At 37.2% G+C, this 25938-nt stretch carries 23 protein-coding genes; 5 read left to right on the forward strand and 18 right to left on the reverse strand.

Going from position 1 to position 25938, the window contains the following annotated elements; translation table 11 throughout:
• Positions 1–2 precede the first annotated feature (2 nt).
• The 14 genes from AABJ51_RS18855 to AABJ51_RS18920 form a co-directional block, all read right to left on the reverse strand.
• The gene (locus AABJ51_RS18855) at positions 3–1205 is read right to left on the reverse strand and encodes a leucine-rich repeat domain-containing protein (protein ID WP_338373808.1); all 1203 of its coding nucleotides are present in this window, start codon (positions 1203–1205) and stop codon (positions 3–5) included.
• 231 nt (positions 1206–1436) lie between these two features.
• Positions 1437–3479, reverse strand: a complete 2043-nt coding sequence (locus tag AABJ51_RS18860; protein WP_434781406.1) for a dipeptidyl-peptidase 3 family protein — start codon at positions 3477–3479, stop codon at positions 1437–1439.
• Positions 3480–3840: 361 nt separating this feature from the next.
• A complete protein-coding gene (locus tag AABJ51_RS18865; protein ID WP_026625336.1) occupies positions 3841–4959 on the reverse strand; it encodes a universal stress protein in 1119 nt (372 codons plus the stop codon).
• Positions 4960–4968: 9 nt separating this feature from the next.
• Positions 4969–5223: a DNA-binding protein gene (locus tag AABJ51_RS18870; protein ID WP_026625335.1), complete on the reverse strand. Its 255-nt coding sequence runs from the start codon at positions 5221–5223 to the stop codon at positions 4969–4971.
• Between the two features lie 59 nt (positions 5224–5282).
• Positions 5283–6017, reverse strand: coding sequence for a phosphatase PAP2 family protein (locus tag AABJ51_RS18875; RefSeq protein WP_338373810.1), 735 nt, complete (start codon positions 6015–6017; stop codon positions 5283–5285).
• Between the two features lie 3 nt (positions 6018–6020).
• The gene (locus tag AABJ51_RS18880; protein WP_026625334.1) at positions 6021–6779 is read right to left on the reverse strand and encodes an SH3 domain-containing protein; all 759 of its coding nucleotides are present in this window, start codon (positions 6777–6779) and stop codon (positions 6021–6023) included.
• Positions 6780–6806: 27 nt separating this feature from the next.
• Entirely contained in the window at positions 6807–8639 is a 1833-nt protein-coding gene (locus AABJ51_RS18885) for a BatD family protein (protein ID WP_338373811.1), read from the reverse strand.
• 53 nt (positions 8640–8692) lie between these two features.
• Positions 8693–9445: a tetratricopeptide repeat protein gene (locus tag AABJ51_RS18890; RefSeq protein ID WP_338373812.1), complete on the reverse strand. Its 753-nt coding sequence runs from the start codon at positions 9443–9445 to the stop codon at positions 8693–8695.
• Positions 9446–9536: 91 nt separating this feature from the next.
• Complete coding sequence (locus tag AABJ51_RS18895) at positions 9537–10559, reverse strand: VWA domain-containing protein (RefSeq protein WP_026625331.1); 1023 nt, start codon at positions 10557–10559, stop codon at positions 9537–9539.
• A 55-nt stretch (positions 10560–10614) separates the two neighbouring features.
• On the reverse strand, positions 10615–11598 hold the full coding sequence (locus tag AABJ51_RS18900) for a vWA domain-containing protein (RefSeq protein WP_338373813.1): 984 nt from the start codon (positions 11596–11598) through the stop codon (positions 10615–10617).
• A gap of 26 nt (positions 11599–11624) precedes the next feature.
• Positions 11625–12740: a hypothetical protein gene (locus AABJ51_RS18905; RefSeq protein WP_338373814.1), complete on the reverse strand. Its 1116-nt coding sequence runs from the start codon at positions 12738–12740 to the stop codon at positions 11625–11627.
• A 42-nt stretch (positions 12741–12782) separates the two neighbouring features.
• Entirely contained in the window at positions 12783–13661 is an 879-nt protein-coding gene (locus AABJ51_RS18910) for a DUF58 domain-containing protein (RefSeq protein ID WP_026625329.1), read from the reverse strand.
• A gap of 36 nt (positions 13662–13697) precedes the next feature.
• Positions 13698–14066, reverse strand: coding sequence for a four helix bundle protein (locus AABJ51_RS18915; protein ID WP_338373816.1), 369 nt, complete (start codon positions 14064–14066; stop codon positions 13698–13700).
• A gap of 32 nt (positions 14067–14098) precedes the next feature.
• Positions 14099–15091 (reverse strand): AAA family ATPase, encoded by a 993-nt coding sequence (locus tag AABJ51_RS18920; RefSeq protein ID WP_134435863.1) that lies wholly within the window; start codon positions 15089–15091, stop codon positions 14099–14101.
• 531 nt (positions 15092–15622) lie between these two features.
• Between AABJ51_RS18920 and AABJ51_RS18925 the strand changes: the two genes are divergently transcribed.
• Together AABJ51_RS18925 and AABJ51_RS18930 are read left to right on the forward strand one after the other, a co-directional pair.
• Positions 15623–16060, forward strand: coding sequence for a hypothetical protein (locus AABJ51_RS18925; RefSeq protein WP_338373817.1), 438 nt, complete (start codon positions 15623–15625; stop codon positions 16058–16060).
• A gap of 210 nt (positions 16061–16270) precedes the next feature.
• The gene (locus AABJ51_RS18930) at positions 16271–17533 is read left to right on the forward strand and encodes a phosphoglycerate kinase (RefSeq protein ID WP_134435865.1); all 1263 of its coding nucleotides are present in this window, start codon (positions 16271–16273) and stop codon (positions 17531–17533) included.
• 381 nt (positions 17534–17914) lie between these two features.
• Here the strand turns inward: AABJ51_RS18930 and AABJ51_RS18935 are convergent, their stop codons facing one another.
• Positions 17915–18607, reverse strand: a complete 693-nt coding sequence (locus AABJ51_RS18935; RefSeq protein ID WP_026625322.1) for a hemerythrin domain-containing protein — start codon at positions 18605–18607, stop codon at positions 17915–17917.
• Positions 18604–19194 (reverse strand): LuxR C-terminal-related transcriptional regulator, encoded by a 591-nt coding sequence (locus AABJ51_RS18940; protein WP_260200843.1) that lies wholly within the window; start codon positions 19192–19194, stop codon positions 18604–18606. Before AABJ51_RS18940 ends, AABJ51_RS18935 begins: the two co-directional genes overlap by 4 nt.
• Positions 19195–19523: 329 nt before the next feature.
• Between AABJ51_RS18940 and AABJ51_RS18945 the strand changes: the two genes are divergently transcribed.
• The gene (locus AABJ51_RS18945; RefSeq protein WP_338373818.1) at positions 19524–19844 is read left to right on the forward strand and encodes an Hsp20/alpha crystallin family protein; all 321 of its coding nucleotides are present in this window, start codon (positions 19524–19526) and stop codon (positions 19842–19844) included.
• A 132-nt stretch (positions 19845–19976) separates the two neighbouring features.
• Here AABJ51_RS18945 and AABJ51_RS18950 read toward each other — a convergent pair whose 3' ends face one another.
• Complete coding sequence (locus tag AABJ51_RS18950; RefSeq protein WP_338373819.1) at positions 19977–22583, reverse strand: alpha-L-arabinofuranosidase family protein; 2607 nt, start codon at positions 22581–22583, stop codon at positions 19977–19979.
• 333 nt (positions 22584–22916) lie between these two features.
• Positions 22917–24461, reverse strand: a complete 1545-nt coding sequence (locus AABJ51_RS18955; RefSeq protein WP_026625317.1) for an alpha-N-arabinofuranosidase — start codon at positions 24459–24461, stop codon at positions 22917–22919.
• A 369-nt stretch (positions 24462–24830) separates the two neighbouring features.
• Between AABJ51_RS18955 and gloA2 the strand changes: the two genes are divergently transcribed.
• Together gloA2 and AABJ51_RS18965 are read left to right on the forward strand one after the other, a co-directional pair.
• Positions 24831–25217, forward strand: coding sequence for an SMU1112c/YaeR family gloxylase I-like metalloprotein (gloA2, locus tag AABJ51_RS18960; RefSeq protein ID WP_338373820.1), 387 nt, complete (start codon positions 24831–24833; stop codon positions 25215–25217).
• Positions 25218–25293: 76 nt separating this feature from the next.
• Entirely contained in the window at positions 25294–25908 is a 615-nt protein-coding gene (locus AABJ51_RS18965) for a 4'-phosphopantetheinyl transferase family protein (RefSeq protein WP_338373821.1), read from the forward strand.
• Positions 25909–25938 lie beyond the last annotated feature (30 nt).

Consider the following 25938-nt stretch of genomic DNA (forward strand, 5'->3'; position numbering starts at 1 on the left):
GTTCAATGTATATTCTTATGGAACAGATTGGATCTTGACTTCGTTAATTTTTCTATTGTTGAAGGGGTAAATCTATTGTCATGACATATTATATTTTCTAATGCTTTATTTTTACTGATATCTAATGTCGTTAGTTTATTGCTGTAGCAGTCTAAGGTTTTTAAAGCTTTGTTTTGGGAAATATTTAGAGTTGGAATTCTATTTTGGAAACACCATAAGCTTTCTAATTTAGTATTGTTTGATAGATTTAATGACAAAAGTTTATTTTGATGGCAAAATAAGAATTGCAAATTTTTATTTTTAGAAATATCTAAATTAGATAGCTGATTTTCAAAACACCACAGACTTATTAGATTTTTATTTTTAGAAATATCCAGCAGCTTTAGATTATTTTTTCCGCAAGACAATTCCTCTAACATTACATTGTTGCTGACATCTAACTTAGTTATCTTATTTTCATCACAATTTAGAATAATAAGTTCTTTGTTGTTAGATACATTTAATTCTCCGGATATTCCATTATGCCAGCATGTCAGCTCTTGCAATTTAATATTCTGGCTTACATCCAGTTTTGATAACGAATTTCTTTTGGAGCAGTCAAGTCTGATTAGTTCAATGTTTTGTCGGAGATTTAGTTCAGATAGTTTATTATATAGACAAAGCAAATCTGTCAATTTCGTATTCTGGGAGATATCTAGTGTCGTTAAATTATTGCTGGAACAATTTAGTTTGATTAATTTAGTATTTCTGCGTACATCTAATTCTGAAAGATTATTAAAAGAGCACTCCAAATTTATCAAATTTATATTTTTAGAAATATCCAGTGTTGTCAGATTATTATTCGAACATTCCAGTTCTTTTAATTCCGGCATGTTAGAGATATCTAAAATCGACAATTCGTTAGTATAACAAGATAGAGTTTCCAAAGCCGATAATTCTTCTATTCCTATACCCGATTTTAGATTTTTATAATGTATATCTAGCTTTATTACCCGCTTATATCCATTTCTCGTATCCCAGAATACACCGGACCATTCTGATGGATTACTTGTCAGATTCCATCCGAGTGTATTATCCTTATTATTGTTGAATAGTTTTTTGAGAGCTTCAATATCTTGCGTATATTCCTGTATTTTTGAGGTTTCTCTAATTTGCTTTTTCCATAGCAACAAGGCGGATAGTAGTACCAGCAGAATGCAGGCCATAACACATATTTGTTTTGTTTTGGTCATAACTAATAATGTCTCTATACGGTGGCTGTTAATTATACATAGGCACGATCTTAAAATAAAATCAAAATTGCATTTTTGTTTGATTCTATTTTAATTAAAGAGACCAATATGGCTATTTTAGCGACCAAAACAATAAAACAGGCTGTTATACAAATGATAACAGCCTGTTTATATTTTATCAGCGTTTTTATAAGTCTGGATTCTTTAATCGTTATAGGTTGGCAATACCGAGAATTCTTTAGAATATCTCAACATTTGTTCAACATAGTTTTCTTTATATGAAATCTTCACATCCGTAATTTTGCCATCTTTATCTTTAACCAATTCGAATACAGGATTGATAAATCCTTTGTATGGCTTCAGATTAAGTGCTTTATAGCGGGTAAGTACTTCGCTATGTAGTTTAGGATCAACCTTAACACCAAAGTTTTCTACCAGATTCTTTGCTCCGTTGAAATCTCCTTCCGATTTTACTCGTTGAATTTCAGCAAGCAGTTGTCCAAACAAATTACGCAATTTTGCATAATCATTTACCACAACAAATGTTTTGCCGTCACGTTCTTTGAATTCTACCACTTTGTCGGCTTTCCCTTTTTCATAAGCCCAACGAGCAATTAACTGACGGTTGCGCATGTGTGCTTCTTCTACACTTTTACCGGGTTCGATGCGTGTCAATTGAGTCATCAATCCATTCATCATATAGCGGTAATATTCTGCTTTGAAGGCTTCGGCATCAGGAGTGATACCCAGTTCTACTAACTTGGGATCAGCCAGGTAGTATAATCCGAATAAGTCGGCGCGGGCTTCTTCTATTGTCGATCCGTACGCTTTAAGTGCATCAGGATCTACTCCCGGTAACAATTGACCAGAACCATGACCTAAAATTTCGTGTAGGTCGGTATGTAGAATGTCTGTGATGAATCCGTAATTATGTAATAAGTCCAATTCGGTTTTAGACCATACGAATTCTTCACTGAAACCGCTGTGTTCAGCTGCTTTGTCGTATGCTTCCATGATGTTTTCAATGGTAACCGATTTCGAACCGTAATCTTTACGTATCCAGTTGGAATTTGGTAGGTTGATACCAATCGGGGTAGATGGGTAGCAATCGCCTCCGAGTTGTGCTACTGTGATTACTTTAGCTGTAACTCCTTTTACTTTTTCTTTACGGAAACGAGGGTCTACCGGAGAATGGTCTTCAAACCATTGAGCATTGGTACTGATAATCTCGGTACGTTTGGTTGCTTCAGTATTCTTGAAATTAACAGTAGATTCCCAGCTCGCTTTCATACCCAGAGGGTCTCCGTAACTTTCTGTGAAGCCATTCACGAAATCGACTCTTGATAATGAGTCCTGAACCCATGCTATAGCATAGCTGTCAAAAGTCTTAAGGTCTCCTGTTGTATAGAACGAAACCAGTTTGTCTATTACTTTCTTTTGAGCATCGTTTTCGGCTACACCTTTCGCTTTTTCAAGCCATCCAACAATACGTTCGATAGCAGGGGAATAAAGTCCGCCTACTTTCCATGTCTTTTCTACAAGCTGGTTATTTTCTTTAACCAAACGACTGTTCATTCCAAACATAATAGGAGTGGAGTCATTCGGGTTTTTCATTTTAGCATAGAATGCTTCAACTTCTTTCTGAGAAACTCCGTCACCATAATAATTGTTGGCTGAGGTTTTGATGAGGTCTACTCCATCGGCCTGATTTACTTTTTTAGCCATAACGGTAGGGTCAAACATAACCGGTTCGATCATTTTGAAGAAATCATCGACCGTCTGACCAGCTTTTACCGGAACTTTATCTTGAGGTAGAGCTTTAACCTGCGATTCAAAAAATTCTTTAGAGAATCCGGGTAAGAATTTTTCTTCTCCGTAATGGTGATGTATACCATTCGAAAACCATACACGTTTCAGATAGACTTCAAACTCTTTATAATCGTTTGTTGTTTTATCTCCCTTGTAATTTTCGTAGATGGCTTCGAGTGTACGGCGAATAGCCAGATTGTATTTATTGTTCTGGTCGAACAATATATCCCGTCCTTCAATAGCTGCCTGAGAAAGATAATAAATCATTTCCTTCTGTTCTAAGCTTAAAGATTCAAATTCGGGAACTTTGTAACGTAATATTTGTAAGTCTGCAAAAGCATCCACTTCATAGGTGAAGTTCTCGTCTTGAGCAGTGGTGTCCTTTGGCTTTTCACTTTTACAGCCTCCGAGAACAACCGACAATCCTGTAATAGCCATCAGTATCGTTCTTTTCATTGATAAATTAATTATGCTAGGTCTCAGACCTTTTTATTATATTGATAAGTAAATTCTAAGTAAACGGGTTTATAAGCCGACAAGTCTTTTCTTCTTTAGCTCATAACGAGATAGAACCAACCCAATCTGTAGAGGATGAGATGGTTCTATAACGTTTTTCGTCAAAATATGAGGTGTTTTATTAAATAATACAAATATTAATAATATATTTTAGTTTATAACAGGCTCTCGCCATTGTGCTTACCAAAGCACTAAACAGGTCTGAGACCTTAATCAAAAACAAGTCTTAAATTGCTTTTTAGAATTTAATATTGACAAATTTAATATAAAGGCTTGTGAGAGCCTATCCACGTAATACAAACAAAGGTATATCTATCTGGAATAACATCTTTCGTGATACACTTGGTTTGAACATTCTGGAGAATATATTTCTTTTTGCGGTTGTAAGTGCGATTAACTCAATTTTCGAATCCTGTACGAATTCATCCATTGCAGTTACAGCATCTTGTCCGCTTATCAATTTGTAGTCAATAGATATATTCGGATATTGTTTATTGAAATAAGACTGTATGCCTTCGAGTTTGATAAGAGACCACTTGTCTGTAGCTTTATTTTCAATATGAGTCATGTGGATCTTAACATTGTATGTTTTAAAGAAATCCATCATGCCATCGAAAGAGACAAGGTCACGTTGACTAAAATTGGTAAGGAAAGAAATATTTTTTACCTGCTTAAAATCATTGAATGATGTATGTTCCGGTATTGCCAATAATGGAATTTCTGTCATTTCAATCACTTCAGCAGTAACACTGCCGATAAGGTCGGCACTTTTCTGATTTTTGCCGCGGGTTCCCATTACAATTAAGGCCGGCTTGTAGTCTTTAGCAAAAGTAACTATTTCTTCTTCGGGTAATCCTTCTTTCAGAACATAAGAGTAATTTACAGACGGGAATTCATTATTTGCAATCTTTTCGTCAATCTTATTACATAACTTTTGAATGTCTCGGTTTACTCTTTCTAATATATTTTGAAAATCGGCCTCTTCTTTACCTTGATAAGCAAAAGCTTCGGCCATTGGTAATGCTGTAGGATAGTACGGATTAAAATAGACGTGAAGAATCTTTACTTTGGCATCAATTTCTTTTGCCAGATTAAAAGCGATTTGGCAAGCCTTCAAAGAATAATCAGAAAAATCGACAGGCACTAAAATTCTTTTACGCCCGTCATCTGTTTTGTAGGTTTCAGGTTCGCTGTAGCTAAATAAGTTACGACTTTCCACAACATTCAAGGCTCTTGGTAGATCCGACTCTTTTATTTTTAAGCGCACCCCTGTCGGCTGGCTGCTATCATTACTTCCAACATTTTCGGCTATAACGGAGATCTTTTCACTCTCCAAAACAGCTTTCAATATTTGAGCCTTTGTTTCGGTATGTATGGCAAGTGTTACTAATTTATCACTCATAGTTCTTTTTCAATTTTGTTCGGTTTCCAACATCTTTAAAGCCATTTCGAGAATTTGGGTGTTATCCAAAACTACGATGCCTCCGTTAGGCCCCGATTCTAGATGTACGCCGCAACTCTCGCCCTTTTTATAATCATGTCCGCCAAAATAATTGCGAACAGTTTCAACGGATAAATCCAGTTCTTGAGCAATCCTGTGGATGCTGCCATCTGGCAAACTGTCTTTAATCTTACGAAGCTCGTTGTATTCAATCGTTTTCGTCATAATGATGTTATATTAAGGTCAACACTAAAAGATTGTTGCATTAAAGTTAACAAATCATTTTAAAACAGCCAACTAAATCCGAACATAAAGTTACAGAAGCTGATTATAAAAATTGTTATTACAATAATAACAATTGTCAGACTAAGAATGTTTGCTCTGACTTTCGAGTATAAAGGTATTTTAAGTTGTTGTGGTGTATGGTTCAGTACTTTTATGCGGCAGTACTGCAGCAGCAGATAAACAAGGAATCCGATAATAGATCCGACTATCATGCCTCCGATAATATCAGATATGAAGTGAACCCCGAGGTAAATGCGTGAATAAGAGGTTAGTATTGCCCAAGTGAATATGATCACCGTAAATCGGCGATATTTGAACATCAATGATAAGAATGTAGCTATACCAAATCCATTTGCTGCGTGAGCTGAAACAAACCCGAATCGTCCTCCCCTGTAATCATTGACAATGGTGACAAAATTTTTGAAATCCGGATGATGAGTCGGCCGTAATCGTTCGAATGTGTTTTTAATTAATCCGGCAGAGAGCTGGTCGCATAGTACTCCAAGCAGTATCATACAAAAAATAAGTATGGCGGCTTCTTTCCATTTTACTTTGTATATGAATACAAGTAATGCAACTATAACAAGTGGAATCCATGTAGTTTTTTCACTATAAATCCACATAAAACTGTCCCAAAAAATATTGTGGGCTTCATTCAACCATAAAAAAGCATTCCGTTCGTAAGGTAATATCTCTTCTACAAGTCTTTCAGCATCGTTTTCATAGCCAATCATTCACTAAATTATTTCCAGTTTTTCTTTTTGAACCCAGCCGATACTTCCATTGGCAATTTCGATCTCGTACCAGCCTCCGTCAATTTTATTGATAACGACTTTGGTTCCGGCATGAAGAATAAAAAGCTCTTTTGAGGTCGTATTTGGTGCACTGATAACAGGAGCTGAGCCTGCCATAACTATAGCTGTATTTCGGTTTTCTATTTTATTTTTTTGCCTGTAGGCAAATATATTGGTAAATATCACTACAACTAAACAAACTATTGCTGCATAAAAACCTGCCTTTTTTAAATTTAACTTAGGGCTGAAGAAGAACAGAAAAAGAGCTGCGACAAATATTACAAAAAATGTAATAGCCCATTTAGCCCAATTATTGGCTGTTGTTTGATTTTGTACACCATCAAACCACATCTGTAAAAAAAAGTTGTCAGCCGTTAATATCTTGTCTTCTATTTTAGTTTGAGCATATTCGATATTATGTCTCACATCTCTGTCTCCCGGGTTGTACAGTAAAGAACGTTCGTAATTCAATAAGGCCTGAGGTACTTCATTTACTCTGAAATAAGCGTTTCCCAGATTGTAAAATAGTTCAGGAGAAACCTTACCTTGTTCTTTCTGAGCCTTGATTTCTGTCTCGAGAACCTCTATTGCTTTGCGGAAGTTTCCATCCTGATAGGCCTTTGCAGCTTGCTCGGAAGCCGTTTCCGCATTTAAGCCAAATATAGGTAGAATTATAAATATAAGTGCAACTATATGTTTCATAACTAATAATCTTTTCTTACAAACCTGTTATTTTTTGACCTTCAGATTTTCCATTTCTCCAATAGCATCTACAGTGTCTTTGTATAGATTGTCCATAGCTGTATCGGATTCGACAGGAGCATAACGGGCAAACTCGCAGGTATCAAGTATCGAAATAAATTTGCTTATAAGTTCGGTGGATGCTCCGTACCTGATAAGTTCGTTTTCTATATTATCACGGTTTAGATTCGCTACGGGAATGACCAGTTTGTCGCTCAAATAGCCCCATGTTGCACGGAGTACCTCTTCATAAAATTGTTCTTTCTGGTGTGCTTGCAAATATTTACCGGCAAGCTTAAGGCGTTTTACAGCTACCTTATTCGCTTGTTTAGTTTTCAATCTGATAACATCCGCATTTTCTTTTATCTGTTTTCTATAAAGAATGAAACAAACAATAAAAATCAGCATCGGAATTATGTACCACAGGTAATATGCTGTAGAACCGAAAAAGAAAGAGTCTGTTTTCGTAAACGAAGGATTGCCTGTTTTCAGATAACGGATATCCTGCTCTACTTTCACCTCCGATTGGTTGAAACTGGTAGCGTTGTTTTGTCCTGCATTCGGGTCTTTAGCTACGTTCAAGGTATATTCGGGTGTCAACAACGTTTTATATGAATTCGAATTATTATCGAAATAAGACAGTGTGACAGGCGGTATTTTATACGTTCCCTGATAACGGGGTATGAATAAGTATTCGATGGTTTTTGTACCTGTCAATCCTTTGTCTGTGTATTTGAGATCGTTGGTTATCTTAGGATCATACGATTCAAAATCTTTCGGTAATTCCAGTTCAGGTGTTTTGATCAATTTCATATTCCCTGTACCCGAAATAACCAGTTTAAGTGTAACCGCATCATTAGCCTTCACATTGGTAGAGGTAATTGACTGGGACATACTAAATGAGCCTACTCCATTAGAAAAATTTGCGGGTTTTCCTTCCGGCAGTTGAGTTACATTAATAGTCAACGGGCTGGTTGTCATGGTCTTTTTTACGTCTGTCATGACGTATTGTGGACCAAAGAATGTCTGGACTGCTTTTCCTGATCTGACATTAAAAACCATTTCTATTTTACCCGATGGTATGGTTATCTTTCCTGATCGTTGAGGGAATAGCAATGTCCGTCTGAGATCTACCGAATAGTAATTCCGTCCATTATAGTGTTCCATTGTCAGCTGACGGGTAGGAGGTAGGTCCTGATCTTCGACCATAAAGCCTTCAAACTCGGGAAATTCTATTTTTCCGATATCCGATACCTGCAATGTAGTATAAAAACGGAATGTTACAGTAAATGCTTCTTGTTCGTAAACTTTCGATTTAGATACAATCGCTCGGATAAAAGCATCCGATGAACTTATTTTTTGAGCAGTGGATGATGATTCAGAGGGTTGTCCTCCTTGATTTCCTCCTCCTTGTTGTGCTGCTTTTGCATTTTTATCCGGAGGCAGAACTTTTATCTGTATCGAATTTGAAGTGTAGGTTTTTCCATTTACCCTGATTGTTGCGGCCGGTATGGTAAATGTTCCTTCCGATGCAGCAGTCATAGTATAAATATACGATTCGGAAGAGTCTGTTGTCGCTTTACCGTTTATAATCTGAGTACTGTAACTCGATGATACTGCGGGGCCATAGAGTATGTCAAATCCTTTTATAGTCTCAGGAACGTTGATATTGCTGCCTTCTCCGCCTCTCAGTGTATATACAAGTCTGAAATTGTCGCCTTTGGCTACAGTATTAGGAGCACTGGCTCTGAATGTTACTTCCTGTGCGTTTATACCTAAGCTTAGTAATGATAAAATAAAAAAAAATAAATATTTTTGCATTGTACACATCTGCTTTTTCGAATTTTACATCAAGACAAATAGCCTTGGTTTTTTTACCAGTCTTTATTTTGCCTGCGATTATTCTCGTTCTTTTGTTTACGGTCAGAAGCTTTGATTTGCTGAACTTTCTCCTGAGTCTCTTTTTCGTCCTGCTCTATTGCTTTCAATAGCTGTTGGATGTTCTCCTGAGACATTTGGGGCTGCTGATCTTGTTTTTGATCCTTATTCTGGTCTTTGTTCTGATCCTTATCTTTATCTTTTTGATCTTTGTTTTGATCCTTGTTCTGGTCTTTATTCTGATCCTTATTTTTGTCTTTCTGATCTTTGTTTTGATCTTTATTCTGGTCTTTGTTTTTATCCTTATTGTCCTGTTGATCCTTTGTTATTTTCTGGACTGTAGCCAGATTATAACGTGCTTCTTCGTCTCCGGGATTTAGCCTCAATGCTTTCTTATATGCTTCCATCGACTGCTTCAGATCTTTCTTCTGCAATAGAGAATTTCCAATATTGTGCCATGCCGCACCCATTTTGGTATGGTCTTTATTTTCCGTCGCCAGATACTGCTGATATGTTTTCAGAGCATTGTCCCAGTTGCCTTGTTTGTAGTAAGAGTTAGCCAGGTTATAAATTGCTTCGGGAGATGTTGCATTCTTTTCCAAAGCCGACTTGTAGCTGGCCTCGGCAGCATTGTATAATTGTTCTTTATAGGCATTATTACCCTTACGTATATCCTTCCTTACTTGTCGTTGAGCAAACAAGCAACTTGTAGATATTAAAATGAATATTATAACAAAAATTTGTTTCATAGTTCTATCGAAGGCTCTTGGCCTTTTTATTACTTTGGTAAGTATAACAACAGATTGTTGAATGGAAAAATACTTCAAGAACCTCTTGCGGTTACTTGAAGAGTCTTATTCCTCTGAATATTTTATTTTTCTTATCGAAAATACAAACTTCAATGATAAGCAATACAAGCATACACCATGCGAAGAACTGGAATTTTTCGTCATACTCCGAATATGATACTCCGTCTACATTCTTCTTCTGCAACTTGTCTAACTCAGCCTGAAGGCTTTTTAATGCATTGTTTGAGTTATCGGCCCTTACGTACATTCCTTTTCCGGCCTGAGCTATTTGTTTACACATCTCTTCGTTTAATTTAGAAACAACGACATTGCCTTCGTTATCCTTTTTCATATCATTGCTGTTCGGTGATGACGGTACAGGTGATCCCTCAGGAGTTCCGATACCTACCACATTGATCTGTATACCTGCTGCTCCGGCTTGTTGAGCCATCTGCACACCATTATCCTCATGGTCTTCACCATCGGTTATCAGAATGATAGACTTATCCACCTCTTTGTCACTGGTAAAACTATTCATTGCCATATTTATGGCACTTCCAATAACTGTCCCCTGTACAGGAACCAGAGATGTATTGATGTTGTCCAGGAATATTTTGGCCGATTGTATGTCGGTAGTCATAGGTAATTGTACATATGACTCTCCGGCGAAGACTACAATGGCAACTTTGTCGTTTTTACGTTCATCGACTATACGCGTTAGTATTTGCTTTGCTTTCGATAGTCTGTCTGGATTTACATCACGGGCAAGCATTGAATTCGATACATCTATTGCAATCACCAGCTCGATTCCTTTTCGTTCGACTTTCTCAACCTTAGTTCCGAACTGAGGGCGTGCTACAACAATGATTCCCAAAACACAGATGGCAAATACCAGCCAAAATTTCAAATACGACCGTTTTAGAGATAACTCCGGCATCAGTCGTTTTACCAGACGTAAGTCTCCGAGTTTCTGTGCCGCTTTTCTTTTCTGGATATTCAGGAAAATGAATCCAGCTATCAGAACCGGAAGTAAAAATAACAGATATAAATATTCTGGATTAGCAAATCGAAACATATCAACTACTGTTTAAGGTCTCAGACCTATTTTATTTATTTTTCAAACAGATAACTTATGGAATATTACGTAACCAGGTACGGCGTAAGATTACTTCGCATAGAATCAAGCCCAATGCCAATAGGGCGTAAGGCAGGTATAATTCCTGCTTGCGGGTAACTTTGTTAACGCTGATAAGGTATTTTTCCATAGAGTCGATCTGCGCATATATTTTTTTCAAACTCGAATTGTCTACAGCTCGGAAATATTCCCCTCCGGTCATTTCGGCTATCTGAGTTAATGTCTTTTCGTCTATATCTACAGGTACGTTTTGTATACGTTCTCCGAAGGGAGTCATTACAGGTGCAGGAGCCGTTCCTCGTGTTCCCACCCCGATAGTATATACCCTGATACCATAACTCTTCGCAAGTTCGGCAGCTGTGATCGGAGCTATTTGTCCCCGGTTATTTGAACCATCGGTAAGGAGTATGACAATTCTTGATTTTGTCTGGCTGTCTTTCAGTCTGTTGACAGCATTTGCTAAACCTAGACCTATAGCTGTACCGTCGTCGATCATTCCGGGGCGAATTTCATGCAATAAGTTGAGTAATACCCCATGATCGGTAGTCAGGGGTGCTTGCGTGAAGCTTTCTCCGGCGAAGATTACCAATCCTATTTTGTCTTGTTCCCGATCCGAGATAAACTCAGAAGCGACTTTTTTTGCCGCCTCCAGACGGTTTGGCTTGAAGTCCTGAGCCATCATAGATCCGGATACGTCAAGAGCCATAACAATATCAATACCTTCCGATTGGGACGTTTCCCATGAATTGGAATTTTGAGGTCTTGCGATAACAATGATAACTAATGCTATAGCTATCATCCTTAATATAAACGGAACATGTCTGAGATATACTTTGATTGTAGGAGACACTCCTCTGAATGCTCCGGTCGATGACATCTTCAGTGTCGGCTGTACTTTTCTCAATTTTATGATATACCAAGCAATGAGAGGTATTAATAAAATGAGTAAAAACAGATATTTAGGGTTTGCAAATTCCATTTCGAACGTAATTTAGGGTCTCAGACCTATTTGTTTTTTTTATCATTTTTATGATCATTGATCATATCATCTTCAGAAATCGACCAGTTGATATTTTCCTCGTGTTCTTCTTCATCCGAAGTTTTTTTAGATTCTCCATTTTCATTTGCAGGAGGTGCGATTTCTTCTACCTTAGTCTGATTGACAAACAGGTATGCATTGATCAGGCTTAAGTCATTTTCGTCAGGATATGGTCTATACTTAGCGAACTTAACAAAGTCTGCCAGTTTCAATATCTGTTTCAGGCTCTCGTAAGACGAATCTGCCTCCATAAAGTTATTTATGGTAGCGAGTATCTCATCGGATGTCTTTTCAAAAGCATTAACATGGTAGCGGTCTTCGATGTATTTTCTAAGTATCTCTGTAAGTTCAGTATAATACTCTTTTTCCCGTCCTTGCTGCCATAGTTTTTCTACTTTTACATGATCTAGCGCATCTAATGCGATGACATGAGGCGGTTTGATAACTTCGGGTTTGAAGAAATATCCTTTTTTCTTCTTTTGCTTGTACAGATAAATACCTATTATAATAGCAGCAATTGCCATCAATATAAGCAATATACCCAATATATATATCAGATAATCCTGCCACACGAAAGGTGGCTGCAAAATAGGTTTGATGTCATATACACCTAACTTGTCAAAGACGATGGAGTCATTCGGATTTGCTTTCAAATGTTCCAGATACGCATTTGTCGCTTCCGATAAGGGAGGTGTGATTACTTTTAATCCAAGTTCGTTAGATTTGATTGTATCTTTTCCATCAATTATAGGAATGTAAGGTACATGGTATAATGCCGAGTCGAAAGAGGTTACTACATACTTCTGCACTATAGTCATCACCTCATGCGCATAAGTTGTATCAGGTTTGGGCATAGCCAGTACTTCTATACCGGTGACTAGCGAGTCGGCATATACCGGCATAGCTATATGCCGTCCTTTCGGAGCAATGACTTGTAAACTGATAGTCGCTTGTTGCCCGATCGAAATCTCGTATGGCTCGATGCTTACTCTTGCAGTAGCCTTTTGTGCATACATGGTGTATGGCAGTAAGGATACGCAGCAAAGTAAGATCGTTAATATAAGCGTTTTATTTCTCAACATAAGTTTTTGTATCTAATACTAAACAAAGTAAGGTTTCAGACCTTATCTCATGTAATTCCTTTTCTGAAAGAGCGATAACAGTGATTTGACATAATCTTCGTCCGTATTTATCGACACACTGTCGACCCGGCTTTTGGTAAATGCCATTTCTACTTTCATCAACTGTTTCTGGTAATGCCTATGATAGCGTTCACGAACAGACTTAGCTGAGGAATCTATCCATGTATCTTCACCTGTTTCTGCATCGATCATTTTTATTAGCCCAACTGCAGGCAATTCCGTTTCCAACTTGTCATAGATCTGTAATGCTATCAGGTCATGTTTCCTGTTGGCTATGGTCAAAGCATTATCGTAGTCGTGTACATCCAGAAAATCGGAAATAAGAAATGCCGTGCATCTTTTTTTTATGGCGTTAGTGAGAAATTTCAGTACCATCGCCAAATCTGTTTGGGTGTTGGTTGGTTGAAAATCAATCAGTTCACGAATAATGTATAAGATGTGCTTTTTCCCTTTTTTCGGAGGTATGAATTTTTCAATTTTATTGGTGAAGAATATAACACCGATCTTGTCGTTGTTTTGTATTGCCGAAAATGCCAGAGTAGCAGCCATTTCAGTTACAATATCCCGTTTCGTTTGATTGTGCGTACCGAAGTCGAGACTGCCCGATACATCAATCAAGAGCATAACAGTCATTTCCCGTTCTTCTTCGAATACTTTTATGAAAGGTTTATTATAACGGGCTGTTACATTCCAATCTATATCGCGGATATCGTCACCGAATTGATATTCCCGAACTTCCGAAAAAGCCATCCCTCTTCCTTTGAATGCAGAATGGTATTGTCCTGCAAAAATATTGCGGGACAATCCACGGGTCTTAATCTCTATCTGACGTACTTTCTTTAGTAATTCACTTGTTTCCATAAAAACAGTTATCAGTTATCAGTTATCAGTCAACAACTAATAGTTACAGTTTTCTTTCTTTATACGACTCGTCTTTAGAATCGAATATATTATTTTAGCTATTTCGTCGGCATCAGCAAATATGCTATCGTAAATATCAAGAGATAGATATTCTGTGTCCTTAAGCAATGATAGCCAATATTTAGTTTCGAGTATCTCTTTATAAGCAATGCTTATTTTAGCAGAGAAGTCAGCATCAGATATTGCACCATTTGCTTCGGCAATATTGGCTCCTACGGATGTTCCGTATCTTAAGAGTTGTTTTGATAAAATAAACTCTTGCTTCTCATTTAAGAATTTGTATGCTCTCACAATTCTGATAGCAAAAGAATAAGCTTTATCATAAACCAGACTATTATTTACCATACTGGATTGCTAACTGTCGACTGTTGACTGATTTACGGTACTTCTATCTTATTTAAGATTTCGCTGATGATTTCTTCAGATGTTGTGTTGCTTGCTTCCGCTTCATATGTCAGTCCGATACGGTGACGCAATACATCGTGGCATACAGCTCTCACGTCTTCGGGGATTACATATCCTCTGCGTTTGATAAATGCATAAGCGCGCGATGCCAATGCTAAACTGATAGATGCACGAGGTGATGCCCCGAAACCAATCAGCCCTTTAAGTGATTGCAGTCCGTTATCAGCAGGGAAACGTGTGGCAAAAACAATGTCGACAATATATTTTTCTATTTTTTCATCCAGATATACATCACTTACCACTTTACGGGCTTCGATGATTTCGTCGGCCTTCATTACCGGTTTAATTTCTTCGTATTGATTGAGGATGTTTTGGCGAAGGATTAATTTTTCTTCTTCTTTCTTCGGATAGTTTATGATAACCTTCAGCATGAAACGGTCTACCTGAGCTTCAGGCAGAGGATATGTTCCTTCTTGTTCAATCGGGTTTTGAGTTGCCATTACAAGGAATGGTTTGGGCAGCTTCATAGTTGTTTCACCAATTGTAACCTGACGTTCCTGCATTGCTTCAAGCAGGGCACTCTGTACCTTTGCCGGAGCACGGTTGATCTCATCCGCTAATACGAAGTTAGAAAAGATGGGACCTTTTTTTACCAAAAATTCTTCATTCTTCTGGCTGTAGATCATAGTACCGATAACATCGGCAGGAAGTAAGTCAGGAGTAAATTGTATACGATGATAGTCAGCTTCGATAAGAGAAGCCAATGTTTTGATTGCAAGGGTTTTTGCAAGTCCGGGAACCCCCTCCAGAAGGATGTGTCCATCAGATAATAATCCAATCAACAAAGATTCGACAAGGTGTTTCTGCCCGACGATTACTTTGTCCATTCCCATTGTTATCATGTTTACAAACGCACTCTTACTTTCGATCCGTTCATTCAATTCTCGAATATCAACTTGAGCCATAAGTAGAAAATATTATTAGTTATATTATTGTTACTATTTATATCATTAATAATGACAATCAATCATCTTCTCTCTGAGAATGTCATTAAAACTTACTTTTATTTGGTTTTACCTAAAAAGCCTGACAAATTTATAAATGTTAAATGTCAGAATGAATATTTTGTCGTTAAAAAAGATTAAGCTGTAAATGCTGTATTGTAAGAGGTATTTAAAGTCCTCTGCAATGCCTTCTGACATAGCTCGTTTTTCTTTTCGTAGGCTTACTAATTAATAAGAAAAGCACAAAATAAGGCTTATTTTTAATAATGACAAAAAGAGAAGGTATTATATCTTCAATTATTTATTGTGTTTGAAGCTTTGTGTTTGATTTCGAAATGTATTTCTGTTTGTTCAGATTTTATTGGTGGTTAGTTCAATTTGTTTATATTTAGATGGTTATGTTTTTTATGTTTTTGATTTAGACTTTTTTTATACTTTTGTGTCTCAATTCTATTGTTAGTACTCAACAACACTTTTAAACAATTTTTTTTAATGAAAAAGCTTATTTTATTTGTTTTTGTGATGTTCTTCTTAGTAATCTCACAGAACGTAGAGGCCAAAGGTCTTATTATTTATCATGATGGACCTAATCTGGAGATTGTGGAGAAACTACCTACGGATGCAAGAATGGAAGATGGTACACATTTTAATATAGGTATTATGTATAAGCAGTTCGGCTTATTCTGGATGCCTGTCTGGAATTACAGTGATGCCCAGTATGTTTTGGTGTCGGATGACGAAAAAACTTATTATGAATTTAATGAGACGGAACTAGCCGAAGTTTCGAAGGAGTTTAATATCGAATTAAAAGATAGTCCAAGCCCCTCATTATGGAATAAAATCGGGTTGAAGCCTGTTTTAATTTTACTCGTAATTGGTATTATCTGGGGATACCTTCCTTCGAAAAAGAAAAATGAAGAAGAGGCATAGACGCCAATGAAAAGTTAGAATAAGTGCGGTTTATTTATTTTTTAATAAGTGACCGCTCTTTTTAATTTTATGGTAAAATATCTAATACATAATTTTGTATATTTGTATCGCTTATTTTGTGATTATCGGTAACCTGTTTACTGAATGAGTGATTCTTTCTAAGAATAATAATAGGTCTGAGACCTTAAATATATTTAAACTCAAAAAGTTATGATAACAATTGACAAATTTAACTTTGCCGGTAAAAAGGCTTTTGTGAGAGTTGACTTTAATGTGCCTCTTGATGCGGACTTTAACATCACTGATGACACACGTATCCGTGCAGCTCTGCCTACTTTGAAAAAAATTATCGCTGATGGCGGCAGTCCTATTATTGCATCGCATTTGGGTCGCCCTAAAGGTGTTGAAGATAAATATTCATTGAAACACATTCTTGCTCATGTGTCTAAACTTTTAGGTGTAGATGTTCAGTTTGCAAGTGATTGTGCAAGCGAAGAGGCTGCTATGAAAGCTGCTGCTTTGCAACCCGGAGAGGCTCTTCTTCTTGAAAACCTTCGTTTTTATGCAGAGGAAGAAGGAAAACCTCGAGGATTAGCTGATGATGCTTCTGATGAAGTGAAGGCTGCTGCTAAAAAAGCGGTGAAAGAATCACAGAAAGAATTTACTAAAACATTGGCTTCATACGCTGATGTATATGTAAATGATGCTTTCGGTACAGCTCACCGTGCACACGCATCTACAGCTCTTATCGCCGACTTGTTTGATGCAGATCATAAAATGTTTGGTTACCTGCTTCAAAAAGAAGTGGATGCAGTCGAAAAAATCATGAAAGATCCTGCTCGTCCGTTTACAGCAATTATCGGAGGATCTAAAGTTTCTTCTAAAATTGATATTATCGAAAACCTTCTATCTAAAGTCGACAATCTGATCATCGGTGGTGGTATGGCGTTTACTTTCGAAAAAGCTAAAGGCGGAAAAATCGGTAACTCTCTTTGCGAAGACGATAAACTGGATCTTGCTAAGGAAATAATGGCTAAAGCTAAGGCTAATAATGTAAACCTTGTATTGGCATCGGATGCTAAGATCGGAGATAAGTTTGCTAATGACGCGAACTCTCAGTTTGCTGATGCTGCTAATATTCCTGACGGATGGTCTGGTTTTGATATAGGTCCAAAAGGTGAAGCTGAATTTTCTGAAGTAATCAAAAATTCGAAAACTATCCTTTGGAATGGTCCTGTAGGTGTATTCGAGTTTGATAATTTCGCTCATGGTTCAAAAGTTATTGCAGAAGCTATTGCAGAAGCTACTAAACATGGAGCATTTTCTCTCGTTGGAGGTGGTGACTCTGTTGCTTGTGTGAATAAATTTGGATTGGCGGATCAGGTATCTTATGTATCTACAGGTGGTGGAGCATTGCTTGAATTTATCGAAGGAAAAGTTCTTCCCGGAGTAAAAGCTATCAGAGGTTATTAAGCATCTGTATTCTACTCCCGAAGAGTAATAATTTATATTAAAAGGTAGCACTATTGAAACTATTTCAAACCGGTGTTACCTTTTTTATGTCTTTATATGAGTGTACTATCTTTAAAAGTGGAACAATGACAAAAACAAGACTGTTTTGTATTTTCAGCTTTGTTCGTTTGTAAGTAATTCTCCGCAGAATATCTTCCGGCTGTTCAAATAACTCTTTTTACATAGATTATAGATAAACAAAAATGGGCAGAAGAGAAAGATCCCCTCTGCCCAGTTCATATAATCATCAAAGTTTGCTTTCTTGATAGTGGTATAATTCATTACACCGTTAGCATTAATACTATTGATGGTAATTCGGTGTAGGATCGTGATACAAAGCATTTATAGCTTTTCTATTTTCTTTACACGTGGTATTACCAGTTTGTCTTCGATGTAAGTATGAGCGGCAAGTTCTTCTTCCGACATATACAATTCGAGCAAAATATTGGTCATTAATGTTTGGTCTTTTATTCCTGAAACATACTTCATTAATATTCGCTTTAGGTCTGTCATTTTAGCCTCGATATCATTGTGGCGTTCTTCGAATATATTGATCGAATATTTATCTTTATTTGACTTTTCTATTAATGACTGCACATAAGGAAATACAGTGTTGTCTTCATACATCATATGTTCCTGTACTTCTTTCATATAATTGTCAAAGAAGTCTAATACCAGATTTTCGAGTTCTTTTTCCGAGTCAACGAAAATTAGTTTCAGTTTTCTTCTGATATTTGGTAATCTCTTTTCTAGAAAGTATTCATGGGAGCATCTCAGGTAGTATAAGAAGGGTGCCAGTGGCAGCTTTTCAAATACTTCGTGTATATTGACAATCGATTTGTTTGATTGGAAATTAGCCAGAAACAAGAAGCATTCTGCATCGAAATTATATTTTTGACATACGGCTTCGACGCTTTTATCCCCGAATCCCAAAGAGAATTTCAGGCGGGTAAGTAATAGCAGCAATTTATAATCAGCATCAATAAGATCTGACATTTTCATCTTCTTATTATATTTTACTGTAATATTGCTCATAGCTTTATGTCTTTAATGTCTACCAATTTGTTTAATATAGCATAGATTGTAAGTCCTGATACACTGTGTATTTCCAATTTTCGGCCGATATTCCGGCGGTGTGTAATGACGGTGTGTATCGATATGTTATGAAATTCGGCTATTTCCTTGTTGCTCATGCCTTTTACGATACTGGTTAATATTTCTTTTTCTCTATCGCTCAACTCTTCCTGATCGGTCTTTTTCATATGATCCTTGTTGAGAGCGGTCGATAGTACCTCTTCTATTTTAGATTCAGAATCATTAATTCTGATCAAGGCATCGTATGATTGGTAGAATCGTTCATCGATAAGATTATAAACCAAAGCTATGACCGGAATGCTTTTCTCGAGACTGAGATGTTGTTTTATATCGGATTTTGCAGTATGTCCCAATAGCATTGGATTGATAAGCAGGGCATCCGGTTTAAGTATATTTAATTGATAATTAATGTCTTCTAATTCTTTGAGTTCTACTACTTTTGCTACAATAGGTAACTGAGAAAGTACATATACCAATCCTTTTCGGATAATATATGATGTTTCTGCAACTGCTAAAACCTTACTCATGCTTGCCATCTACTCTTGATCTTATCTAGAATGATTCTTTATAATGCAAAGAACGTGATAAAATATTAATAATCCTAGATTATGAGGTATTTTAAGTATATGAAGTGCTTATCTTCTTATAAGTAGCAGAAAATATTAATGACGTGATTTAAGGTAATAACTGCCTGTTGTTGTTACATTAGGATCGCCAATAAATAGATCTGAGATCTTACTTCCCGTTAGTTTTTCACTTCTTTAAGTACATTTTATCCTTTTTTGCGGAAATTTAGGTAATCAATTTCGACTGATTGTTTGTTATAAATATGTACAAACTTCAATCAATAATAATTATGGAGAGTAGACCTTTAATACCACCTTTGGAACAAGCCCAAGTAAGAGATTATCATCACGGGTGCTATTCGTCAGTAAGCTATGTTGATAATAAAGACGAATTCAGAATCGAATTGTATGCTCCCGGATTTCATGAAGGCGATTTCAGATTGAGCTTCAAAGATAATGTGTTGTGTATATATGGTTGTCAGAGAGGTACCGATACTTGTTTCCTAAGAAATATAAAGATACCGGGCTCTATAGATGTATCGTCCAGTTGTATGGACTGCAAGCACGGGTCATTTAAAGTATCGTTTCCCAAAAAGGATTTGTCTGTATAAGATAAAGAAAGCGTTCGAAAAGTACTCATTAACCTTTGTATTGGTTATTATGATTTTAAACAAAGTTCTTTTAGAACGCTTTCGACTATTATATGAAGAAGACTACCTCAATGAGGCAGTCTTCTTTTTTACTTATTGGGCTTTTATTCTGATTACAGTAAACGAGTAGGGTGGAAGTTCATTGTTAAACTCTTTTCCCACTTTAAAATCCGATACTACCGGAGTCGGTGTTTTGTCATCGGGTTGTCCTTGTAGTACTGTTTTCAGGGCATTGATATCAGTAATAGATATGTCTCCCATGTTTATTTTGGTATCTACAGCCACAGGAAGCATATTTACCAGTTTTATTATAATATCCCCCGTTTTGTTGTCACGGACAATCGACTTGCCGACTCTTACCTTGGCCGAGTTATTGGTTTCATTCGTGCTGATTATCGAAGGCAGATATTCATTTCCTGCATTTTGGCCATATAGCTTTTGCACATAATAGCCCGGTGTTAGTTTCACCTCTGTATTATTGAAATAGATCAAATCGGGATTCCAGTTGGTATATTTCTCTTTAGCCAGCAATGGAGCATAAGAACTCATACTTACCACATCGCCGTTTCTTTCGAGCGAAGTCATATACAAAGCTTCCGACAAAGCAGTTTCCATATTGTTATGTCTTCCCGGAACGTGTGATGCATATTCTCCCAGATAGACTTTCGATTTAGAACGATCGTACTTATCATAAAAATCCTGATTGTGAATAAACCAGCCCGGAGTCTGATAATAATGTTCGTCTACCATAGGTACATGCAACCTGCTTGCTACGTCCCATCCTTCTTCATAATCAGTACCTTCACAAAATGGACCTACTGTTCCGATAACTGTAATTTCGGGATGCTTTTCTTTTAAAGCGTTGTATATCATTGTGAAGCGATCTTCGAAAACATCTGTAATAAGATCTTCATTTCCTATACCGATATATTTCAGATTGAATGGTTTGGGATGTCCGGCTTCGGCACGTTTTTTACCCCATGTGGTTTTTACATCTCCGTTGGCATATTCTACCAGATCGAGAATATCCTGAATATACTGTCCCATTTCTTCCATAGGTACGCCGCCTTGCTGGCCTGCACCTCCCGTTCCTGAATTCTGGCAGGGCACTCCGGCTGCGATTACAGGCAGAGGTTCTGCCCCCATATCTTCGCAGAATTGGAAATACTCGAAATATCCCAGTCCCATCGATTGGTGGTAATTCCAGATATTGCCTTGTGAGATACGAGACTCAAGAGACCCGATTGTATTTTTCCATTGGTAGATATTGTGTAATCCATCGCCGTGAGTCACGCAGCCACCGGGAAAACGGACAAATCGGGGATGTATATCTGCGATAGTTTGTGCCAGATCGGCACGTAGTCCATTGCGATGTCCCTTGAATGTGTTCTGTGGGAATAGAGAAACCATATCAAGTGCAATTTTACCCGTAAATTCAGGGGTTATTTCGAGAATAGTTTCAGCTGATGTTTCTTTAGCAGATAGAATTATTTCTTGCTTTTTCCAATCTGTAGAGCCTGTTTTAATCTGACTTTCAGCAACGGTTTTGCCATTTTTGTCTTTCAAGCGAATGGATAGTTTTCCTCCTTTTCCGTTGAGAACTTTGGTAAATAGTGAAAGATAATACTTTTCTCCTCCTTTTACTGCAATTCCGTCATATCCCTTATTCGTGAAAGATGCACCTTGCTGGCTGATATTCAGAACTGCATAATGCTTGTTATTTATATGTATGGGTGAAACCGAGTCAATAGAGAAGCTGATGCCATTTCCGGATACGTCCCATGCATACTTGCTGTTCCAGTTTTGGTCTCTGCCTTTTTTGTCGCTTACAGTATATTCAAAGTCTCTGTTTTGAATAAGCTCAGCATACAGTCCTCCGTCTGCCGCATAGTTAATATCTTCGAAGAATGCACCGATAAGCAGGTCGCTTATCTTCTTGCTTTTTGAAGCATCGACAGATATGTTTACAGAAAATGGTTTCAAAGATGCAAATCGGATAGGATCGTCTTTTGCGAGTTCCGACCAGATTGAATTGTTATAGGCTGCTAGTTTTTGACTTTTGATGAGTCCATCCACAATACTCCATGAGACAGAATGAACTGTTCCTGTTTCGGCTGTACCGTCTATAATGACAGAAGTTCTTAAATCCTGAGCTGGCGTATTTATAGATTTTGTTGAAGAATAATTTTTGAAATCTTTGGTTGTTACGACAAAGGCTTGTTTGGCTGATGCTTTGTCGCTAATCCACGATATTTGATACGATCCGGCAGCTTTATCGGGGGTAATTTGAAGATTTAAGCAGTTACTGCCTTCCATGACTTCAGGGTAAGATTGTCTTTTCCATGTAACAAGATCCTGTGATGCCGCATGAGCAAAAACTCCGTCCCTTTCGTTCAGGCTCCAGATGCAGTGCCATACACCATCGGCTGCTTGAAATAGAAATGGAGCGAGCATACGCTTTTGACTACCCCAAGGGCCATAATCACTTTTCATATAACTGTGTTCTGGTCCGATGCTATGCCAATAGACTTTATCTAAACTCCATGCAAAATGCAGCCCGTTGTGTCCGTTGTTCTTGGTGGTGGCATACGCAAATATGTATGCCGACTGTGGAGCATTGGCTACGGCTTGTGCCGATACTGTAGTTGTATATAACGTGGTCAGTATAAATATACTGATCAGGAATATAATTTTTTTCATTGTTTTCTATAATATAAATGCTTATTAATGAGTATTTATCGAAAAAGACAAAAATCAGTGATCAGTCAACAGTTATCAATTTTGAAAAAGGTAACAAAGGTTACACACTTTGTGTACGCTTTGGGGTGTTACTTTTTCCTTTTATAACCTTACCTGTTCGTGTCAGATAATTGCTCATAATTAAAAGGTAACAAAGGTTACTCTAAAATTGCACTTTTTCGAATGACACCTTTTCCCCTTTCAATTGGTATTTGTTTCAGTGCTAACTGATCGCTGTTAATTAATTCGTCCCTTTCCGTATAGATAAAAAGAGATAAAACAGATCTGATTCCTTTATTGTATTTCGAGAACAACAATAGATTTAGCCGGTAATTGAACGTTCAGTTTTCCATTTACGATTTTTGCGCCGTTGAAAGTCTGGGGTTGTACCAGATTCGGGTTTTCGAAGGTGTTATGATCATGTATATCTTTTGAAGTAAGAATACGTCCGCTGACTTTGGATATCTTCGTATTTGATAAATCTATATTGACATTCTGAGAATTGGTCAGGTCTATATTCGCTAAAGTAATATGAGTCAGTCCGTCTTTTTTTGAAGCCGAAGCATTCACTAAAGAAACATTCCGTCCTCTGATTTCTTTAGTTTGAGAGATAATGTCCAAAGGTAGATAGGTCGCATCCTGATGTACTCTATACATATCAAACACATGATATGTAGGAGTTAGGGTCATCTTATCGTCTTTGGTTAGTATCATTGATTGTAAAACATTAACAACCTGAGCAATATTAGCCATTTGTATACGGTCTCCGTATTTGTTGAAGGTGTTTAACGTTAGTGCTGCTACAAAAGCATCTCTCATTGTATTCTGCTGATAAAGAAATCCGGGATTGGTTCCGGGTTCGACTTCAAACCATGTACCCCATTCGTCCACCATCAGACCGACTTTTTTGTCTTTGTCGTATTTGTCCATGATAGACATATGTTTTTGTATGACTTCTTCTATTTCGAGCGATTTACCTAGTGTCCAGTAGTAGTCTTCATCGGTAAAGTTGGTTGCAGACCCTTTTTGGTCCTTACCCCATCCTTTTACAGTATAATAATGAAGCGATAAGCCATTCATTTTATTACCTGCTTTTTTCATTAGTACATCTGTCCAGTTATAATCATAGTCGCTGGCACCGCTGCCTATTTTGAAAAGCTGGTTCCCGTCGAAGTTGCGGCAATATACAGCATATCTGCGGTACAGATCTGCATAATATTCAGGGAGCATATCGCCTCCGCATCCCCAGCTTTCGTTTCCGACACCAAGGTATTTTACTTTCCAAGGTTTTTCACGTCCGTTTTGACGGCGCAGATTTGCCATCGGGCTGTCTCCGTCAGATGTCATATATTCTACCCATTTGGCAAGTTCTTCAACTGTTCCGCTGCCGACATTGCCACTGATATAAGGTTCGCAATCTAATAATTCGCAAAGGTTAAGAAATTCGTGTGTGCCGAAGCTATTGTCTTCAACAGTGCCGCCCCAATTGTTGTTGACCATCTTCGGCCTTTTTTCACGAGGACCTATTCCGTCCATCCAGTGGTATTCATCTGCAAAACAGCCTCCAGGCCAGCGCAGGTTGGGTATTTGCAGCTTTTTTAAGGCTTCAAGCACATCTGTGCGATAACCTTTGGTGTTCGGTATCGGAGAGTTCTCCCCAACCCAAAGTCCGCCGTATATACACGACCCCAGATGCTCTGCAAAATGACCGTAAATGTGTTTGCTGATAACTTGATTTCCCTTTTCGGGATAGACACGGATCGAAACATCCGAATTCTGTGATGATGCTGAGAATGTAACTAACAAAATCGCATAAACTGTGGTAAGGATTTTTTTCATGTGTATTAATTAAGTGGTTAAGGTCTCAGACCTGTTTATTGACTAGACGAATGTAAAAGCATCAGATAATTATTTTGTTAAAATATATCATTAAATACTTTCAGTTGCTTATAAGGATTCTGATCAAATGAAAGAGTCCCGAGCTCTGACACGAAGATATAATTAATTATTGTAAAACAAACACTAATTTCTGGTCAAAAATAGAGAAGATATAAGTCATTTTATTCAGAATGATGTATTTTTTGTTACATTCGTTTCTTTCAAAGAAGAATATTTAAGTAATATGAGGTATTTAATAATATGTTTTCAAGTTATAACGAACTCTGATTGTTATACTTGCCAAGGCTATAAATAGGTTTGCATCCTTAAATGAAATTACAAGGTATACACCATATCGCAATTATTTGTTCGGATTACTCTAAATCCAAACAATTTTATACAGATGTATTGGGCTTTAAAGTAGAAGCTGAATATTTTAGGGAAGAAAGAAATTCATATAAAACAGATTTGTCTCTGAACGGGATTTATCTGATCGAATTATTTTCTTTCCCCGATCCTCCCAAACGTTTGTCTTATCCCGAGGCCGCAGGGTTGAGGCATCTGGCTTTTGCCGTTGATGATATTAAAGATTCTGTGAGAGAACTGGATTCGAAAGGGATTCTTCACGAAGATATCAGAGTTGATGAATATACAGGTAAATCGTTTATTTTTTTCAGTGACCCCGATGGGTTACCGATTGAGTTGTATGAGCGATGAATTCGTTTTTAAGGTATCATCTCTTTTCGTATATTCGTGAGAGTAAACTACAAGGATGAGTTAAATTAAAATATTAATGCTGATTCATAAAGAAACAAATTCTAAATATATATTAGGGGTCTGGAAGATAACAGAATCCGCGGATACTCTATTATCTCAGCTTGAAAAAGAAGAGTCTGATACGCTGCGTCAGGAATATCATTCCGAAAGCCGTCTTCTCGAAATTGCTGCAACACGGGTATTATTGTCTCATATAATAGATCGTTCTGCAAAAATAGAATATCAGTCGAATGGTAAACCGTATCTCAGAGATTATCCTCTTAATATATCTATCAGTCATACAAAAGGATATGCAGCTGTTATTTTGTCGCATTCGGAGTATCTCGGTATAGATATAGAATATATATCTGATCGGGTAAAACGAATACGTTCCCGCTTTATTTCCGATAAGGAATTTATCGATTCCGAAAACGAAATAATCCATCTTTTACTCCATTGGTCGGCAAAAGAAACGATGTATAAGGCGTTAAGTATGGAAGGTGTTGAGTTGAAAAACGATTTTCTGATCAATTCATTTACTCCTGCTGCAGCAGGAGTTTTAACATCACGTGAATTTTATACAGAGCGACAGCTTTGTTTTAATATTCAGTATTTTATTACGGACTATTATGTCCTCACATTTACGATATGAGAGAATCGCTTTGAATAGCAGAGCCTTTTT

This window comes from Indolivaga capnocytophagoides (assembly GCF_036511535.1).
In the GTDB taxonomy this organism is placed as follows: Bacteria; Bacteroidota; Bacteroidia; order Bacteroidales; family Dysgonomonadaceae; genus Dysgonomonas_A; species Dysgonomonas_A capnocytophagoides.

Coding starts and splice junctions, on each gene's coding strand:
- AABJ51_RS18930 (WP_134435865.1), top strand. CDS start 16,271: ATGATAACAATTGACAAATTTAACTTTGCCGGTAAAAAGGCTTTTGTG.
- AABJ51_RS18915 (WP_338373816.1), bottom strand. CDS start 14,066: ATGGTAAATAATAGTCTGGTTTATGATAAAGCTTATTCTTTTGCTATC.
- AABJ51_RS18900 (WP_338373813.1), bottom strand. CDS start 11,598: ATGGAATTTGCAAACCCTAAATATCTGTTTTTACTCATTTTATTAATA.
- AABJ51_RS18890 (WP_338373812.1), bottom strand. CDS start 9,445: ATGAAACAAATTTTTGTTATAATATTCATTTTAATATCTACAAGTTGC.
- AABJ51_RS18965 (WP_338373821.1), top strand. CDS start 25,294: ATGCTGATTCATAAAGAAACAAATTCTAAATATATATTAGGGGTCTGG.
- AABJ51_RS18860 (WP_434781406.1), bottom strand. CDS start 3,479: ATGGCTATTACAGGATTGTCGGTTGTTCTCGGAGGCTGTAAAAGTGAA.
- AABJ51_RS18885 (WP_338373811.1), bottom strand. CDS start 8,639: ATGCAAAAATATTTATTTTTTTTTATTTTATCATTACTAAGCTTAGGT.
- AABJ51_RS18940 (WP_260200843.1), bottom strand. CDS start 19,194: ATGAGTAAGGTTTTAGCAGTTGCAGAAACATCATATATTATCCGAAAA.
- AABJ51_RS18855 (WP_338373808.1), bottom strand. CDS start 1,205: ATGGCCTGCATTCTGCTGGTACTACTATCCGCCTTGTTGCTATGGAAA.
- AABJ51_RS18935 (WP_026625322.1), bottom strand. CDS start 18,607: ATGAGCAATATTACAGTAAAATATAATAAGAAGATGAAAATGTCAGAT.
- AABJ51_RS18945 (WP_338373818.1), top strand. CDS start 19,524: ATGGAGAGTAGACCTTTAATACCACCTTTGGAACAAGCCCAAGTAAGA.
- AABJ51_RS18865 (WP_026625336.1), bottom strand. CDS start 4,959: ATGAGTGATAAATTAGTAACACTTGCCATACATACCGAAACAAAGGCT.
- AABJ51_RS18870 (WP_026625335.1), bottom strand. CDS start 5,223: ATGACGAAAACGATTGAATACAACGAGCTTCGTAAGATTAAAGACAGT.
- AABJ51_RS18875 (WP_338373810.1), bottom strand. CDS start 6,017: ATGATTGGCTATGAAAACGATGCTGAAAGACTTGTAGAAGAGATATTA.
- AABJ51_RS18880 (WP_026625334.1), bottom strand. CDS start 6,779: ATGAAACATATAGTTGCACTTATATTTATAATTCTACCTATATTTGGC.
- AABJ51_RS18925 (WP_338373817.1), top strand. CDS start 15,623: ATGAAAAAGCTTATTTTATTTGTTTTTGTGATGTTCTTCTTAGTAATC.
- AABJ51_RS18920 (WP_134435863.1), bottom strand. CDS start 15,091: ATGGCTCAAGTTGATATTCGAGAATTGAATGAACGGATCGAAAGTAAG.
- AABJ51_RS18895 (WP_026625331.1), bottom strand. CDS start 10,559: ATGTTTCGATTTGCTAATCCAGAATATTTATATCTGTTATTTTTACTT.
- AABJ51_RS18910 (WP_026625329.1), bottom strand. CDS start 13,661: ATGGAAACAAGTGAATTACTAAAGAAAGTACGTCAGATAGAGATTAAG.
- AABJ51_RS18950 (WP_338373819.1), bottom strand. CDS start 22,583: ATGAAAAAAATTATATTCCTGATCAGTATATTTATACTGACCACGTTA.
- gloA2 (WP_338373820.1), top strand. CDS start 24,831: ATGAAATTACAAGGTATACACCATATCGCAATTATTTGTTCGGATTAC.
- AABJ51_RS18955 (WP_026625317.1), bottom strand. CDS start 24,461: ATGAAAAAAATCCTTACCACAGTTTATGCGATTTTGTTAGTTACATTC.
- AABJ51_RS18905 (WP_338373814.1), bottom strand. CDS start 12,740: ATGTTGAGAAATAAAACGCTTATATTAACGATCTTACTTTGCTGCGTA.